13 protein-coding genes are annotated in these 16,372 nt (G+C 42.7%); 3 read left to right on the top strand and 10 right to left on the bottom strand.

Annotated features, from left to right (window positions below; genetic code table 11):
• Positions 1 to 62: 62 nt before the first annotated feature.
• The 7 genes from HRJ06_RS01910 to nirB form a co-directional block, all read right to left on the bottom strand.
• Entirely contained in the window at positions 63 to 830 is a 768-nt protein-coding gene (locus HRJ06_RS01910; RefSeq protein ID WP_174727879.1) for an NAD-dependent protein deacylase, read from the bottom strand.
• A gap of 134 nt (positions 831 to 964) precedes the next feature.
• Positions 965 to 1,606: a precorrin-2 dehydrogenase/sirohydrochlorin ferrochelatase family protein gene (locus HRJ06_RS01905; RefSeq protein ID WP_242035103.1), complete on the bottom strand. Its 642-nt coding sequence runs from the start codon at positions 1,604 to 1,606 to the stop codon at positions 965 to 967.
• Positions 1,596 to 2,330, bottom strand: coding sequence for a sirohydrochlorin chelatase (locus HRJ06_RS01900; RefSeq protein WP_174727877.1), 735 nt, complete (start codon positions 2,328 to 2,330; stop codon positions 1,596 to 1,598). Before HRJ06_RS01900 ends, HRJ06_RS01905 begins: the two co-directional genes overlap by 11 nt.
• A 24-nt stretch (positions 2,331 to 2,354) precedes the next feature.
• Positions 2,355 to 3,149, bottom strand: a complete 795-nt coding sequence (locus HRJ06_RS01895; RefSeq protein WP_174727874.1) for a uroporphyrinogen-III synthase — start codon at positions 3,147 to 3,149, stop codon at positions 2,355 to 2,357.
• A 24-nt stretch (positions 3,150 to 3,173) separates the two neighbouring features.
• A complete protein-coding gene (locus HRJ06_RS01890) occupies positions 3,174 to 3,986 on the bottom strand; it encodes a uroporphyrinogen-III synthase (RefSeq protein WP_174727871.1) in 813 nt (270 codons plus the stop codon).
• 158 nt (positions 3,987 to 4,144) lie between these two features.
• Positions 4,145 to 6,277 carry an assimilatory nitrate reductase catalytic subunit NasC gene (gene nasC / locus HRJ06_RS01885; protein WP_174727869.1) on the bottom strand — a complete coding sequence of 711 codons (2,133 nt, stop codon included), beginning with the start codon at positions 6,275 to 6,277 and terminating at the stop codon, positions 4,145 to 4,147.
• 50 nt (positions 6,278 to 6,327) lie between these two features.
• Positions 6,328 to 8,679: a nitrite reductase large subunit NirB gene (gene nirB, locus HRJ06_RS01880; protein ID WP_338421040.1), complete on the bottom strand. Its 2,352-nt coding sequence runs from the start codon at positions 8,677 to 8,679 to the stop codon at positions 6,328 to 6,330.
• 347 nt (positions 8,680 to 9,026) lie between these two features.
• On the opposite strand from nirB, the gene HRJ06_RS01875 reads away from it, so the two are divergent.
• The gene (locus HRJ06_RS01875; RefSeq protein ID WP_174727866.1) at positions 9,027 to 10,547 is read left to right on the top strand and encodes a NarK family nitrate/nitrite MFS transporter; all 1,521 of its coding nucleotides are present in this window, start codon (positions 9,027 to 9,029) and stop codon (positions 10,545 to 10,547) included.
• A 120-nt stretch (positions 10,548 to 10,667) separates the two neighbouring features.
• Here the strand turns inward: HRJ06_RS01875 and HRJ06_RS01870 are convergent, their stop codons facing one another.
• Positions 10,668 to 11,222, bottom strand: coding sequence for a GNAT family N-acetyltransferase (locus HRJ06_RS01870; protein WP_174727863.1), 555 nt, complete (start codon positions 11,220 to 11,222; stop codon positions 10,668 to 10,670).
• A 314-nt stretch (positions 11,223 to 11,536) separates the two neighbouring features.
• On the opposite strand from HRJ06_RS01870, the gene HRJ06_RS01865 reads away from it, so the two are divergent.
• Positions 11,537 to 12,916: an MFS transporter gene (locus tag HRJ06_RS01865; protein WP_174727860.1), complete on the top strand. Its 1,380-nt coding sequence runs from the start codon at positions 11,537 to 11,539 to the stop codon at positions 12,914 to 12,916.
• A 253-nt stretch (positions 12,917 to 13,169) separates the two neighbouring features.
• Positions 13,170 to 15,206 carry a molybdopterin-containing oxidoreductase family protein gene (locus HRJ06_RS01860; protein WP_174727858.1) on the top strand — a complete coding sequence of 679 codons (2,037 nt, stop codon included), beginning with the start codon at positions 13,170 to 13,172 and terminating at the stop codon, positions 15,204 to 15,206.
• A gap of 106 nt (positions 15,207 to 15,312) precedes the next feature.
• Here HRJ06_RS01860 and tatC read toward each other — a convergent pair whose 3' ends face one another.
• Together tatC and HRJ06_RS01850 are read right to left on the bottom strand one after the other, a co-directional pair.
• Positions 15,313 to 16,044 (bottom strand): twin-arginine translocase subunit TatC, encoded by a 732-nt coding sequence (gene tatC, locus HRJ06_RS01855; RefSeq protein WP_174727854.1) that lies wholly within the window; start codon positions 16,042 to 16,044, stop codon positions 15,313 to 15,315.
• A gap of 68 nt (positions 16,045 to 16,112) precedes the next feature.
• Positions 16,113 to 16,319, bottom strand: coding sequence for a twin-arginine translocase TatA/TatE family subunit (locus HRJ06_RS01850; RefSeq protein WP_174727851.1), 207 nt, complete (start codon positions 16,317 to 16,319; stop codon positions 16,113 to 16,115).
• Positions 16,320 to 16,372: the final 53 nt, after the last annotated feature.

Below are 16,372 nucleotides of genomic sequence, written 5' to 3'. Positions count from 1 at the left end.
AAAATTTCCTATGTAGATCTTGAGGGGCATCTCTAATTTCGAATAATACTGTTCCGTTCACGTTATAGCTGCTCATCAATTCGGTTTAATGTCTCGCCAATCTGCTCTTGGATCACAATTGAATCATGATCAGAATCGTACGGTGTATCCCCCTTGTTTATAATGATAAGCGGGACCCCGTCTGTTTTGTAACTTGGGAACAGGGAGAATGGCGTGACCAGTAAACTCGTACCCAGTACTAGAATGCAATCAGCTTCGCGGATCATGGCAATAATGGACTGAAAGCCTTCTTCCGTAAACCAATCCCCTGCATCACCAAACAGGACCACATCTGGCTTAATGTACCGATCCCTCTCCCGTTCAGTATCACAGTGGCCGCACACATAGAAGTTTTCCATTGAGGCCATCCGCTTGACCATCTCCTCAGTCGAGTACACCTGACCACAATTCACACAGCTTGCTGTCCGAATCGTCCCATGAAACTCGATCACATTTCTGCTCCCTGCTTTGTTATGGAGAGCATCAATATTCTGCGTAATAATCGTCTGAACTTTTCCCTCTGCTTCCCACTTGGCAAGAATTTCATGGCCTCGATTCGGTTTAGCTTCTGGATGGTAAAGATTGTCCACTGCAAACTGATAAAATTCTTTTGGATACTCCAAAAAATACCCTAGTGACAAAATGTATTCCGGGGCCAATTTGTAAATACCTGTCCGTGATCTGAAGTCCATAATCCCAGACTCCGTACTAATTCCGGCTCCGGTAAGGACTAATATACGGCGTGAGCCTTTAATGATATTTGTACATTTGCCGATTGGTTCTTTTTCCATTAAAAATCCACCCTTCAATCCAAACTTCTCATTTCTTCCTAATATGCCCATGAAAAGCACGTAAGAATCAGCTTTCTGTCACCATAACAAAAGCGGCCATTCCACCCATGGAAGCCGCTTCTCCGTTTTCAGACTCAGTTTGCTGATCCCCCGTTTTCCGCCAGCCAATCTTTCAGTGCTTTTCTTTTATTAAGCTGGTTTTTATACTCTTCGCTTGCAATTCCTTTTAATAATTCGAGTTTTCGGGGTTGGCTGAGGCAGGATTGCAGAATCGCCAGGCGGGTTTGATATAAATACTCCGTGTATTCAACATAAGAGTCATTGTATTTTTCAGAAAGATCGTTGCGAATTTTGCGGGTAAGGGTGGGACTGGCACCGCCAGTTGATATACTGATCACAAGCCTCCCCCTTTTCAGATAAGCTGGAATATGAATGTTTCCAGCCTGATGGCCACTTGCAACATTGACCAGTTGGTGCGGCTTGGCATTTGCTGAAATCAACTGATTAACCTCAGTTGAGTTTGTCGCTGCAATAATGAGGAAGCTATCTTGAAAGTCGGCTGGATCTGCTTCTTTTAATATAATCTCCACTAATGATCTGTTCCCAAGCTCCAGTAGTTCATCGCAAACTTCTGGGCTGACAACCGCGACAGTTGCCCCGAAATCCAGTAGTGCCAACGTCTTCCGGCAGGCTACCTCCCCTCCCCCTATGACCACGCATTTCTTACCTTTTAACTGCACCATTACAGGAAACATGGGTGTTGCTTTATTCAGCAAGCTCCATCAGCCTCTCTTCCATAATCAATTGGATGGATGGGTGATATCCTAAGTAGTTGCATAGAATAAAGCTTTTATTTGTCTCCCGTGCCGCCCTGTTTATTGCCTTGCCAAGCGAATTCATTAAAATTCCTGTAAACAAAAGATACGGGATGATAAAGATAGTAGTTGCAGACGAAGTTTTTGAAAGCTCTAATTCTTCTTCAAAATAGGGCCCATTCCCTGTTAAATAACAATCCTTCACCCATACCGACTCAAGTTTCCGTTCAAGCATTTCGGCAATTTTCCCAAGATCGTTCTTTACATCAGGGTCACTGCTCCCTCTGCCGACCAAAAGCAACAGCGAATCCTTCGCTAACGTTTTTTCAGATTCGTTTATCCGTTCCTTTAAAATTTCAACCATTCCAGGATGAACCCCAATTGGGCGTCCGTACAGGATTTTAACGTACGGAAACTTCACTTTCATCTCAGCAAGCTTCTCCGGAATATCCTTTTTAGCGTGCGCGGCTGTAAGCAGCAACACTGGGATAACTTTTACTGTTTTAGCTCCGCGGCTAACGCAGCGCTTAAAAGCTTCTTCAATGGTTGGCTCCGAAAGTTCGAGAAACCCATACTCCTGGATGTTCGCATTATTGTTTCTCATGCATTTATTTATAAAATTAGCAGCCTCCTCACTTGCTTTAGGCAGCCTGCTTCCATGCCCAATAAAAAGAATAGCTTCCATATAACTCCTCCCATCAACGCAATTTCAGATGTCAATCCCTCGTAAGTGCGGAAATTCTTTTAAAATTCGGATAAGCTTCAAACGATTTGGAGCAGCAGGCATGATATCTGGCTCCATACCGTACTCTCTCAGCCGGCTTCTCGAACTTTTCCCCATACAGCAAATCTGAGCTTCTTTTAAAAGACCCATTCCCTTCGACCCTAGAAGTTCACCGTTTTGCATGATGATATCAACGGATCGGCTGCTAGGAAAAAGAACAGTATCTATCACTCCTTCTCCCAACATTTCCTCGAAACCATGATTTGATTTTTCATCAAGAATTGCTTCGCTTGTTTGAAAAAACTCGTATTCGCCGTAAAAATATTGGAAGGATTTTTCTTCGTTGACGCCCACGATCAACAGCTCACCGCGCAGGTCCATTTCTGCTGCCAGCGAGGTTTCCTGCCCCCTTCTGTTTACTGCTTTTTGTGACCTGACTGATAAGCTATAAAGGTCAGCCTGAATCTGAAATATATCCAAGTTTCTTTCTGCCAATAGCTCAAAGAAATCGTTCACACATTCAGGAGAGGCAAATAAGATCCTGGTGTACGAATAAATTCGTTCAAGTATGTCTTCCTTGACTGGCACATCCCTTTTAATCCACTTGGGAAATTCGATTACGTTGGCACCTTGCGCTTTTAAGGCGTTAGCTAGTTTACTTTTTTCTGTTCCAGTCCTGGCTAATAAAATCTGCCTGCCATGGAGCGGCTGTTTTTCAAACCAGTTCTGGGCTTTACAGCCTGGATTAGCTCCAACCTGATCTGCCATACCATTTTCCATTTCAGCTCCTCTCCTCCTTTTTTGCTAAGACTGTAACAGAGGCTCTTGTTTGGAAAGCTCGACAAGGGCACTGCCAATCCGTTCTTTCTCAGGGTAGACTACCCGTTCAATTCCTTCATCATACAAAACCTGGGCTGTTACCTTACCCACAGCGAGGGCAATCGTATTTTTAGAAAAGACGAGCTTTAGTTCCGCTACTGTTTCGTGTTTACGAGCGAAACCAAAGAGGTTCCGAACTTGTGGGGTACTTGTAAAAAAAACAGCATCAAATTCATCAGCGAGCAGCTCATTCAGCAATTGTTTCATAGCACCTTCTGCTGGAGGAGTATGGACATATGGCAATATTTCAGAGTGTTCGGCCTTCTGAACTCCCAGCCAATCTCTTAAGACTGGTGCAGGATCACCATGCAATTGAAGTGCAACAGTAAGGTTTTCGAGCGAGTGCTCTGACAGGACGCGAATGAGTCCTGCTGTGCTCCCATCATCATCACGTACGAGCGGCGTGAGGCCAAACTTTTTGAGCATATTCACAGTTTTATAGCCGCGAGCAGCTATTTTCATATTTTCAAGGGCAGATAGAAACTCGTTTCTTAGCCCTATTTTTAATGCTGTATCATACAGGGTTTCTACACCGACACCCGTAGTAAAAATGACCCAATCAAATTTTCGGTTTGCAATAGCTTCGACATCTTCATTTAGCTTTACATCATTTAATACAACCGTACCCTGTGCCGGCCTGCTGACAGCCGTCCCGCCAAGGTTTTCAACAAGCTTAGCCATGTCCTCTACCTTTCGCGAACCAAGTAAAGCAATCCGTTTACCTGAAAGCTTTTTCATCTAAAGACCTCCTGTTCATCAGTTTCGTGCAGTTAGGTTGCCTTAACATAATGATGGCAATATTCTGGTTAACGTAATCTCACCATCTATTATCATGCTAATCTAGACAACTAAACTTACCCTTTTACAAGTATTAATCCTTATAATCAAAAGAAGGCTTAAACTGATTCGACTCTAACTGAGCACAGCTTAAACCCAGGCATCCGGCACGCAGGATCAAGATCATCAGAGATTAGCTTATTGACATTTTGACCCTCTGCCCAATGAAACGGGACAAAAACGGTATCCTCCCTAATTTCCTCTGTCCATCTGCTGCGAACAATGATACTGCCTCTTTTTGACTCAATTTTGATGAGTGACTGATCCTCGATTCCATATCTTTGAGCAGCTTTTGGATGGATTTCCATAAACGATTCGAAGTTTCTTGCGGCAAGTACAGGACTGCGTCTCGTTTGTACTCCCGTTAAATAGTGAGACATCACTCTGCCTGTCGTTAAAAGTAAAGGATAGTCTTGATTCGGGATTTCTTTTGGCACTTCAGCATCATTCGAGACAGGAATCATTTCGGCTTTTTGATCCTTACGATGAAAGGAATTCTCAAATAATCTTTCAGTCCCAGGATGATTAAGGTCAGGACATGGCCAAAAAATGCCGGTCCCTTCACGCAAACGCTCATAAGTGATCCCATAATAATCTGCAGCACCTCCACGGCTCGCTACCCTAAGCTCATTAAAAATTTCTTCTGCCGAGGAGAACGAAAAAAATTGCCCTCTTCCTATTAAACTGGCAATCTCGCAAAGAACCTCCCAGTCATGCTTAGCTTCATCAGGGCGAGGCCTGCTTGCCTGGCGAAGCATAACTCTTCCTTCCAAATTGGTCATTGTCCCCTCATTTTCTAGATAGGAAGTAACAGGTAAAATCAAATCAGCCAATTTGGCTGTTTCTGAAATAAACATATCCGCTGTGACGAGAAATTCCAGCTTTTGAAAAGCCTGTTTCACGAAATCCGCATTCGGATTAGATACGATTGGGTTAGATCCCATTAAAAGCATTCCTTTAATTTCTCCGGTGTCTATTTTTTCAATCATTTCGTATGCAGAAACACCTTTACGAGGCAGTTCTTGTTCAGGTATTCCCCAAACGCTAGCTGTATGCCTCCGATGCTCTAGATTTTCAATTGACCGATAACCTGGAAGCTGGTCTGCCTTCAGGCCATGCTCTCTTCCACCCTGTCCGTTCCCTTGCCCGGTTACAGCACCATAACCACAGCTTGGTCTGCCAACTTTCCCGGTAATTAAAAGAATATTTAAAAAGTTCCGGACGGCTTTATATCCATCTGTCTGCTGCTCTACACCTCTTGCCGTAAAGATCATCCCTGTATTCGCTTTGCCAAACATCAAAGCCGCTTTACGAATTTGGGCAATCGGGACACCTGTTCGTTCTTCTATTTCTTCCATAGTAATAGAGGACAGATGAGCTTTTACCTCATCAAATCCATTTGTCCTGTTCTCCATAAACGGTTTATCAAGACAGTTTTCTTCAATCAACATCTTCAGCAGGCCGTTAGCCAGAGCAGCATCTGCTCCAGGTTTTACTTTAATATGAAGATCAGCCATTTTGGCAGTTGCAGTTTCTCTCGGATCGATCACAATAATATGAGAACCATTTTCCTTTGCCTGCTCAAAGTACGGCAGCATAGTCGGCTGGCACTCGGCTATATTTGTCCCCACAAGAATAATACACTGTGCTCCTGAAATTTCCGGCAGGCTATTTGTTAATCCGCGGTCAATTCCAAAAGTCTGATTTGCTGCTGATGCAGCAGACGACATGCAGAACCGTCCATTATAATCGATATATTTCGTTTTTAATCCGACTCTGGCAAACTTGCCAAGCAAGTAGGCAGCTTCATTTGTAAGCGAACCTCCACCATAGACAGACATTGCATCCGTTCCATAATCTGATTGAATCTTTCCTAGCTTTTGCTTTATAATCTCTAACGCTTCCTCCCAAGAAATCCGTTTAAATTCTCCATCTACTTTAAGGAGCGGATATTTGACCCGGTCAGGGTGGAATGCGTGCTGATGGGCATTCAACCCTTTAACACAAAGACGGCCCTGGGAGGTTGGGTTATCTCTTCCAACTGCTCTATATGTTTTTCTAGTGACAACTGATTGTTCAATTAGGCGCATTTTACACTGCATGCTGCAGAATGGGCATTGAGTATCATATAGTTTCTCAGTTTCAGCTTCCCGCTGTTTCGTGCGAAAATACTTTAGTAAAAGTTCTGTCATATCCATTCCTCTCCGTTACAACTATTATTGGACTGTGGTAATTTCTAAGATTACTGGACAGTTGTTCTGCCCAGCTGTTTCATCCGAGCGGTTTCTTCTGATGATCGCTGGTACAGCACCTTGCTCAGTTCACTGTCAAACAAGACTTCTCTAATGTGGATCAATCCTACTCTTTCTCCCCACTTCCAGACAGATTCTCGGTGCTTGGCGGTTTCACGATAATATTGAATGAATCCGCAAATGAGCTTGATTGCTTCCGTTGAAGAAGCAGCAACTGTAAGCAATTCTCCACCCTTTATGCCTGGAGCCCTGCTTCCGCCAACATAGACTTCCCAGCCCCTGCCTGATTTAAGGATTTCAATATCTTTATAGAATTCCGAATCCTTGTACCTGCATGGCGAAAGTCCAATTTCAACTTTGAAAGGAGCTCGAAGCAGTTCCATTGCTTGTTCAAGCTCGAAAGCTAGCTGTAAGTGATCTTGTGAGTCACATTGACAATCTTCATGATCATAGGCAAATACATTTATCCGGCTATTTGGCTGAAAAGGGATCAGCTTCATTTTCAAATCATTCCAAATGTCTGGCAGATGATCCTCACTTATTCCTGTTACCTGAATCCGCTGATCTTCTGTAATTATTATTTTTTCATAACGATATTTTTTAACTACTTCGGCAATTTTACCCAACTGCTCGGCATCGGTTATTCCTCCATACATTTGCGGAACCAAGGAGTATTTGCCATCTTTCTGTCTGAACGCATTCATTTTTTCACCGATAAATATCGACTCGCCTGCACCCGCAAATCCTGGATCAATCATCCCGAGGTAATAGTCCATGGCAGGCCTGCAAATTTTACAGCCTTCTGGGTTTTTCCACCCCAATGCCTTTCTCGCCTCCAGAGCTGACCTTATTTCTAGGTGTTGGATCCCATCTATTGCTTCATCTTCTGTCAGATCCGTACAGGAACAAAGTGCCTCTTTTATTGTTTCCCCGCTTAGTTTTCCACTCTTCAGTCCAGTTAGCAGTTCAATAAGCAGCGGTTTACAGCCGCCGCAGGAACTTGAGGCGCGGGTTCTTGTTCTTATTTGATCGACAGTTGTCAGGCCTTCGTTTGCAGCTGTTTCAATAATGTATTTTTTTGATACACCATTGCACTGGCAGACCATTGCACCAGCAGGCAGATCAGCAGCAGACTGGACTGCATCCTTTGATGAATCAAGCAGCTGGAGCTTTTCTGAATCGGTGAATTCCTTTTTCTTAGCTATCATATCCAGCAAGGTTAAATGCCGGCTAGTGTCTCCATATAAAAGTGCTCCGATGATTTTGTTATGCTGAAAAACCACTTTTTTATAGGCTTTCTCAGATTCATCATAAAGAGTTATCGCTTTTGTAAAAGGTCCGTTATCCAGTTTGCCTGCCGAAAACACATTCACACCAGATATTTTTAGCTTTGCAGATAAAACAGTACCCCTATAGCCATCCGAGTTTTTCCCGCAAATATGCTTTGCAAGCACCTTCCCCTGCTCATATAGTGGTTTGACTAAACCATATACAACACCCTTGTGTTCTGCACATTCCCCCACTGCATAAACTCCAGGCCAATTGGTTTGCATAAAATCATCGACAAGAATGGCCCTGTTAGTTTTAATACCACTTTCCAAAGCAAGTGAAGTATTGGGCCTGACTCCCACCGCCATAATCACTAGGTCTGCATCTGTCTCAGTTCCATCCTTAAAGAGGACTTTTTCAACACGGCCGCCCCCTGCCAATCGTTCAGTCTGTTTATTCAAGAGGAAGTTCATCCCCTGCTTTTCAAGTTCCTTTTGTAACAATGTTGACGAAATACTGTCCAGTTGCCTATCCATAATTTGGTTTGTATTATGGATGATTGTTGCTTCCATACCCGAATTGAGCAGGCCGCGAGCTGCTTCCAGTCCTAAAAGGCCGCCCCCTATTACAGCAGCTTTTTTATATTTTCTGGATACTTCGACAATCTTAAGGCAATCATCTATTGTCCTGAACCCGATTACTCCATTAAGCTCAGAACCTGGCACTGGCAGGATAAAAGGGGATGACCCTGTAGCCAAAATAATCTTGTCATAGGAGAGTTCCCTATTTTTATCTGTTGTAACTGTTTTAGCTGCAGGATCAAGCCGAACCACCGTTTCACCTGAACACAATTGAATATTATGCTCTTTATACCAATCAGGCCGGTGGATATGAATATCCTCAATGGAGGTTTCCCCTTGCAGCACAGAGGAGAGCAAGATTCGGTTGTAGGTTACATGCCGTTCACTCCCGATAACAGTAACTTCAAATTTATCGGCATCTTGCTTTAAGATTTCTTCAATGCATCTTCCGCCTGCCATTCCGTTTCCAACAACCACTAATTTTTCCTTCACTCAGTCTACCTCCTTTAGCGTGTTAGATAATCTGACATTACTTTCAAAAAATTCAGTGTTTTTTAATTTACGTTAGATTTTATCACATCGAAATCTAAAAAAACATCTTTTTCACTTAATAAATTTTTCTTTATAGCTTTTAACCAACGAAGCTAAAAAGAATTAAGTCTGCCAAAAGAACTATTTTTACTACTATTGTAAACGCTTAACCTATTATCCCTTATGTAACAGAGGTTTTTAGTTCACCCACTACCTGTGTTAGATAACCTTACAAACAAGTTACAAGAAGAAAAATAATATGTCATACTTTTTTAAAATATCTGTTTTTAAAATAGGAGGTTTTAACTTTGAAAGTTGCTGATCTTTTCAAGTACAAGGACGAACGGATGAAAGTGCTGCATTTCACCTGGCTGGCCTTTTTCATCTCATTCTTCACCTGGTATAACATGGCCCCAATGGCTTCAACTATGCTTCAGGATATGGACTGGCTCACTCCGCAGCATATCGCTGCCCTGGGAATCCTAAATGTAGCCTTAACTATTCCTGCCAGGATTATCATTGGGACCCTTCTTGACCGGTTCGGTCCTAGAATTGTCTATTCAGGACTTTTAATTATCATGTCCATACCCGCAATAGTGTTTGCTTTTGCTGATACATGGCTGCAGTTAATGATATCGCGTCTCATTTTGGGAAGCATCGGTGCAAGCTTCGTAATTGGTATCCGCATGGTTTCCGAATGGTTCCCTCCTAAAGATGTTGGCTTTGCCGAGGGAATTTATGGGGGCTGGGGAAATTTCGGTTCAGCAGCCGCTGCGATGATCTTACCCTATATGGGACTGACACTCTTTGGGGGAGAAGACGGCTGGAGATATGCAATTGCCCTGACAGGTGTCATATGTTTTTTGTATGGTTTTATTTATTATTTTGCAGTGAAAGACACACCGGAAGGAAAAACGCTAATCAAAGCAAAAGGTGCCGGGGCAATGGAGGTCAGCTCTTGGGGAGATATGTTCCGCCTGATTCTGTGGTCAATTCCGCTTGGTGGTGCACTCGCTGTCTGCGCCTGGAGAATTGAGAATCTTGGTTTTATTTCAGAAGGTGCCCTTTATGTAATCTGGACCATAATAGCAGCTGTTTTTATCATCCAGGTTTATAAGATACTTGAAGTTAATATACCTATATTAACAGCCGGCGTACCTGAGGAAGATAAATATAATTTTAAAAACGTGGCAGCATTGAATAGCACCTATTTTGCTAATTTTGGCGCTGAACTTGCGATCGTCTCAATGCTGCCCCTATTCTTTCAGCTTACCTTCTCACTTACACCAGCAACAGCAGGGCTGCTTGCAGCGTCCTTTGCATTTATTAACCTTATCGCTCGGCCTTTAGGCGGACTTTTATCCGACCGGATGGGAAGCAGAAAAAAAGTCATGCTCGTCTACATGTTTGGAATTTCACTCGGCCTTTTGGGGATGGGCTTTATCGATTCTAGCTGGCCGTTAATCGCTGCCCTTCTGGTCACTGTTATGACCTCAATGTTTATCCAGGGGGCAGAAGGTGCTACCTTCGCCGTCATACCGCTGATCAAAAAGCGGATTACTGGTCAAATTGCCGGAATGGCCGGAGCATATGGCAATGTTGGCGCAACCATCTACTTAACGTTGTACACATTTGTTACGCCACAGCAATTCTTCTTCGTCCTTGCAACTGGCGCCATCACTAGCTTTGTGATTTGCTGCTTCTGGATGGAAGAGCCAAAAAACTCTTTCAGCTCCGAATATTATTTAACTGACCAAGACAGGCAAGTATCCGGAGCACCATCTAAAAAAGTGCTGCCACGAACACAAAGTGTTGTCCGTGAAAGATAGTTACAGGATATAGGACAGACTACCGAGGATGGATTACAATCGCATAGGCGAAAATTGCTCGGAAAGCAACAAAGCGGCTGCCTAGAAACGGCAGCGGCTTTGTTATGCTCTACCCTTCAATCACCCATGCTCCTTCAGCCTGAACGATTCACGGTGGAAGGCTTGGATATCTCTGAAAAGCTGCTTCCCGTTTTGAAGCTTTTCTCTGTCTCCCCTAAGATTAAGCCACATTGCCTGATAAGGCTCAGGGACCCAGATATATTGGTGGACATAATCGTTGGCAAGCGTAAAGCCACAGCTCTCCCAAAAGCGTATTCTCTGCCGGTTGTGCTGATCGGGGTCACTTTCGACTTCAATAATGATCTTGCCATAATTACCATCAGCCGCAGCCAACTTCTTTATATAATTACAAAGTTCCTTCCCAATGCCCTGCTGTCTCATTTCCTGATGGACGGCCAAGTAATCAATTATAAGAGATCCCCGAACCGAACCAGTCAAAGCCATCGCAAAAACCTGATCACCAATTTTTGCTGTATGAAAAGAACACATATCTTTCGCAAACATATTACGGATAATTTTTTCAGGTTTGGCGCCATGTAAAAACGCCATTTTATAGATTCCCTTCACCTTATCCCATAAAGCTTCGTCCCAATGATCTGTTGTCGTAAATTCCATATTTGAGAGCCTCCTTCATCCTATAGACGGATAACCTGCCCAAGGCGGACTACTTAGATGTTAGCTTATCCACTTAAAGAAAAAAACAGTAAAGTAATCTTTCTCTCCCAACAATTCTCTTTGCCTCCCCCTCCCTTGTGAAGATGAACAGATTACTATTTTAAAAATATTTAATTTTCTAAAAAAATAGTATATAATTATTACATACCGAATGGTTAGTATGTGATTGAAATCTTACTAGTTATTAAGGAGGAAACGAGAACAAAAATGTAAGCGTGTACAACTTGATTATCCAAAACTTAGGAGGAAGCTATATGTTACCTGAAAAGCAGCTTGACGTTCACACAAAACTGACAGATTCAGTGAAACCTGGCCACAAAGAAATGTTGAATTACGGAATTGGTTTTTTTGGCATTATCTTAGTGTGGACATTGGTAGGAACCTTTCTAACATTCTATTATACCGATGTAGCTGGGATTTCAGCTGGCGTGGTTGGTACACTTATGCTTGTTGTCCGCCTTTTCGATGGTGTAACAGATATAGGGATGGGAACACTAGTTGACCGGACTAAATCCAAGCATGGCAAAGCACGGCCATGGATCCTTTGGATGGGAATTCCACTTGGCGTTACAACGATTTTGCTTTTTTCCGTTCCGGATATCGGAACAACAGGAAAAATCGTTTATGCCTATGTTACTTATATTATGCTGATATTGATATACACTGCAATGTCAATCCCGTTTAAAACACTCCTGGGGTTAATGACCCAAGATCCTCAGGGACGGTCATTAACCAATATTTACACCGGAATTTTCACAATGTTAAGCACCCTGCTCATAACCATATTTGCACAGCCGGTTGCGGGTGCAATTGGCGGGAAGATGGGCTGGACCGTTGTGGCTGTTTTTTGTGGTATTGTTATTTCTGTCACTAGCTTTCTAGCTTTTCGAGCTACTAAGGAAAGAGTCGGCACTTCTGCAGACGGCAAAGAGAAAAGGGACCTGCCCTTTAAAACTGGTTTAAAATCTTTATTTTCAAACAAGTATTGGCTTATCATTACTGGCTATTGTGTGATTGCTTATACTCTTAATGCTCTGCTTGCAGGAGCGGGACTCTATTATGCTACCTATATACTAGGTAACACATCTTATTTTTCACTGATTGGCTTGTTGCTATTCTTACCAACAATCATCGGGTTCTTCTTTATGGCGAAACTGGTAGGAAGGTTTGGAAAACGCAATATCGCTTTGTTTGTTTCCTTTTTGGGAATTTTCGGATCGATTATTAAAGTAATTGACCCATCAAGTCTCCCCATTTTCCTGATCGGAACAGTTACACAAGGATTTGGACTAATTCCTGTCATCATGTTTTTATATGCAATGATCAACGATACGGCCGAATATGGAGAATGGAAGTTCGGATTTCGAACAGAAGGTATGATCAATAGTGCTGCGAGCTTTGGAATGAAAGTGGGAGCTGGTCTTGGCGGAGCCCTAATTGGATGGATGCTTGCCTTTGGCGGCTACGTTGGTGCCGCAGAAGAACAAACGGCAGCTGCTACCACCATGATTTTAGCTTTGAATATCTACATTCCTTTCGTTCTATCTGTATTGCAAACGATTCTTATGTGGATGTATAAGCTTGATAAGCAATATCCGCAGATTTTAGCCGAGCTTAAACAAGGAAAAGTTTAAGTATTTATATAATCCCGAGAGGCGTCCTTATAGATGCCTTTCTTTTTTATGTCTATGTTATAAAATGCGGCACGGCATCAATGCATTTGCTAGAAACTATAAACCTCCCTTCCGACGGCAATTCTACTATCAGCAGCAAGTCCAAGAAAAAACTTCCCAGTACTTGCCCCCTACCTAGTCTAAAATTTTTCTATTGCTAGATTTTTCATACTATTTTATGATTTTAGTAACGATGAAATAAAGGAGACCTCTTATGCAATCTTACCTAGACCAACAAAATGGTGTTTTCCCCTCCGTCTGCTCATTGGATTGCCCGGATCAATGCGGTCTGCTTGTTCATAAGCAAGACGGAAAAATAGTAAGAATACAGGGTGATCCGAGCCATCCTGTTACAAAAGGCAATATATGCAATAAGGTTCGAAATATACCGGCACGGCTTTATGACCCTAAACGCCTGAAGTACCCAATGAAACGAATTGGTGCAAAAGGTGAAGGGCAATTTGAGCGAATCAGCTGGAGTGAAGCGATTGAGACGATCGCTTGCAAGTGGAAAGATCTCACCGAAACCTGCGGCCCAGAAAGCATCCTGCCCTATAGCTTTTATGGGAATATGGGGAACCTTAGTGCTGAAGGGATGGACCGCCGCTTTTTCCATCGCCTGGGTGCCACCCTGCTCGATCGGTCGATTTGTTCTTCAGCGGGTTCTGTTGGCTATAAGTATACGATGGGCGGCAGCTTTGGTATCGACCCGGAGGATACGATTCACTCAAAACTTATCATCTTTTGGGGAATTAATGCCGTCAGCACAAATATGCATCAGGTCGCCCTGGCGATGAAAGCACGAAAAAACGGGGCAAAAATTATTGTCATTGATGTACACAAAAACCAAACAAGCCGCATGGCCGACTGGTTTATTCCGATTCTGCCCGGGACGGATAGCGCCCTCGCGCTCGGAGTCATGCATATTTTATTCGCTGAAAATATGGCGGACTCCGCTTTTCTGAAAGAACATACTGTCGGTCATGAGGAACTGCAAGAACATGTAAAACAATACGATCCTGACACGGTTTCTGCCATAACTGGAGTACCTGTGGAAGACATTTTTAAACTAGCAAGGCTGTATGGAAAAACGTCCCCATCCTTTATTAGGATAGGAAATGGACCACAGCATCATGATAATGGAGGCATGTGTATCCGTACAATCTCCTGCCTTCCAGCCTTAACCGGACAATGGCTTAAAAAAGGCGGCGGGGCTATCAAGGGGAATGGCGGGTATCTCGCCCATAATTCTGTTAAATTGCAGCGGCCTGAGTTGCTGGAAAACAAAAACACCCGCATCATCAATATGAACCTGCTGGGCCAAGCCCTTCTTGAAGTTGATCGGCCAGTTCGTTCGCTATTTGTTTATGGAACTAACCCAGCTGTTGTTACTCCTGAAGGAAATAAGGTCAGAACAGGTTTGGCACGGGAGGATCTTTTTACAGTAGTGCATGATTTATTTTTAACCGAAACGGCGCAATACGCGGATATTGTTCTTCCTGCGGCAAGTTCATTTGAGAATACGGATTTCTACACATCTTACTGGCATCATTATCTCCAGATTCAGCAGCCAGTTATTGAAAAATATGGGGAATCCAAATCGAATGTAGAGGTATTCCGTCTGCTTGCAAAAGCCATGGACTTCAAGGAAGAAGCCCTATATGAAACAGAATCAGAAATGATTGACCAGGCACTCGACCATCCAAGATTAGAAGGCATGGATTATGAAAAATTGGCTGAACATCAATATTTAAAAGCGGAAGTAAGACCGCTGCTTTCTGAAAAACTTTCGACACCAAGCGGAAAAATTGAGCTATATTCAAAACAAATGGAACGGGACGGGTATCCCGCATTGCCGACTTATACACCGCTTGAGAATGATGGAGATCTTCCATTCCTGTTTGTGGCAGGCCCGAATCATAACTTTTTAAATTCTACTTTTTCAAATAATGAAAAGCATGTCACTCTTGAAAAAGAACCACGTTTGCATATGCATGCTAAGGACGCAGCAGCTCTTGGAATTATGGATGGAGATTGGATTCGGGTATGGAACCATAGGGGAGAATGCGAACTGAGAGCAGCTGTTGGAGAAAGTGTTCTTCCAGGAGTTGCCGTTACACAGGGGCTATATGCCGATATACCCGGAACCAAACAACTTATTAATTCGCTGACTCCTGATCGGATTGCCGACATGGGTGGTGGAGCAACATTTTTTTCAGGAAGGGTAAATGTGGAGCCTAGTGTGTCCTAACTAAAATTTCTTGCACTATTAACAAATTTAAACCGCACAGACGAAAAGTACTGTGCGGATGTTGGGAGTGCTACCTTCCTTTGCAGAACTCTTCCCCTTCATAAGGTTATTCTTTTACTGTGATCGGCTGCATTTTCATTTTCCGGCGAAAAACCACTTTCGACAAAATTACACTGCTTTCATATAGAAAAATCAACGGGATTATCACCAATACGTCTGATAGGAAGTCAGGTGGAGTAATGAGGACTGCAGTCAAAATTAAAACAAAGTAGGCATATTTTCTTATTTTCTTCAAACGATAGGGGTTTAGCACACCTAGACTTGTTAAAAACATGATAAGGACAGGAAGTTCAAACAAAAATCCAAATGGAAGAGTCATATGAATTAAAAACTGAAAATATTTTTCGGCTGTAAAAAACTCCATGAACATATCTCCAGTTAACGAGACCAGAAATTTAAATACAATAGGAAAAATGACGTAATAACCGAAACTAACTCCACAAATAAACAGCAAAAATAACGCTGGGATATAGGCCAGGGTAATCTTGCGCTCAGTTTCTTTTAAAGCAGGACAGATAAACAGCCAAATTTGGTATGCAGCAATGGGGATCGTCCCGGCAACCGCAATTACACTTGCCAAAATTAAATATACCCATAAGATATCACTGGGACCAAGAATCGCAAGCTTTACCGTTAAGTCCCTTACTATCCATTGATAAATATCCTGAACATAAACAAAGGATAAAATAAATAGGAAAATAAATGTACCCAGAATGTAAATAAGCCGCATTCGCAATTCTTCAAAGTGACCAATTAAGTCCATCTCAATTTTTTTCATAATAAGCTCCTTTATAAAAAGAAGGTGCAAGCGTCACACCTGCTTACACCTTTTAAATATTTCCCTGTCTAAATCCCCTTATCTTCTCTGTCATTCCCGTTTTTTTGTTCCTTGTCTGGCTCTTCAAACGAAACTAGTTCTCTAGTTGATTTCTTAAATTCCTTTAAGGTGGATCCGACTGCGCGTCCAAGTTCGGGCAATTTAGAAGGCCCAAAAATGATTAAAGCTATGACGAGAACAAGTATTAACCCTGGTATGCCTATATTTTGAAGCATCGAACTTAACCCCCTATTGATATCGGTTCTCTCTTCCTTTTTGGCTGAAAGGA

Origin of the sequence: Mesobacillus harenae, assembly GCF_013343715.1 — a bacterium.
In the GTDB taxonomy this organism is placed as follows: Bacteria; Bacillota; Bacilli; order Bacillales; family Cytobacillaceae; genus Mesobacillus_A; species Mesobacillus_A harenae.
Note: the sequence above shows the minus strand (reverse complement) of the source record. Positions and strands in the feature narration are given on the sequence as shown.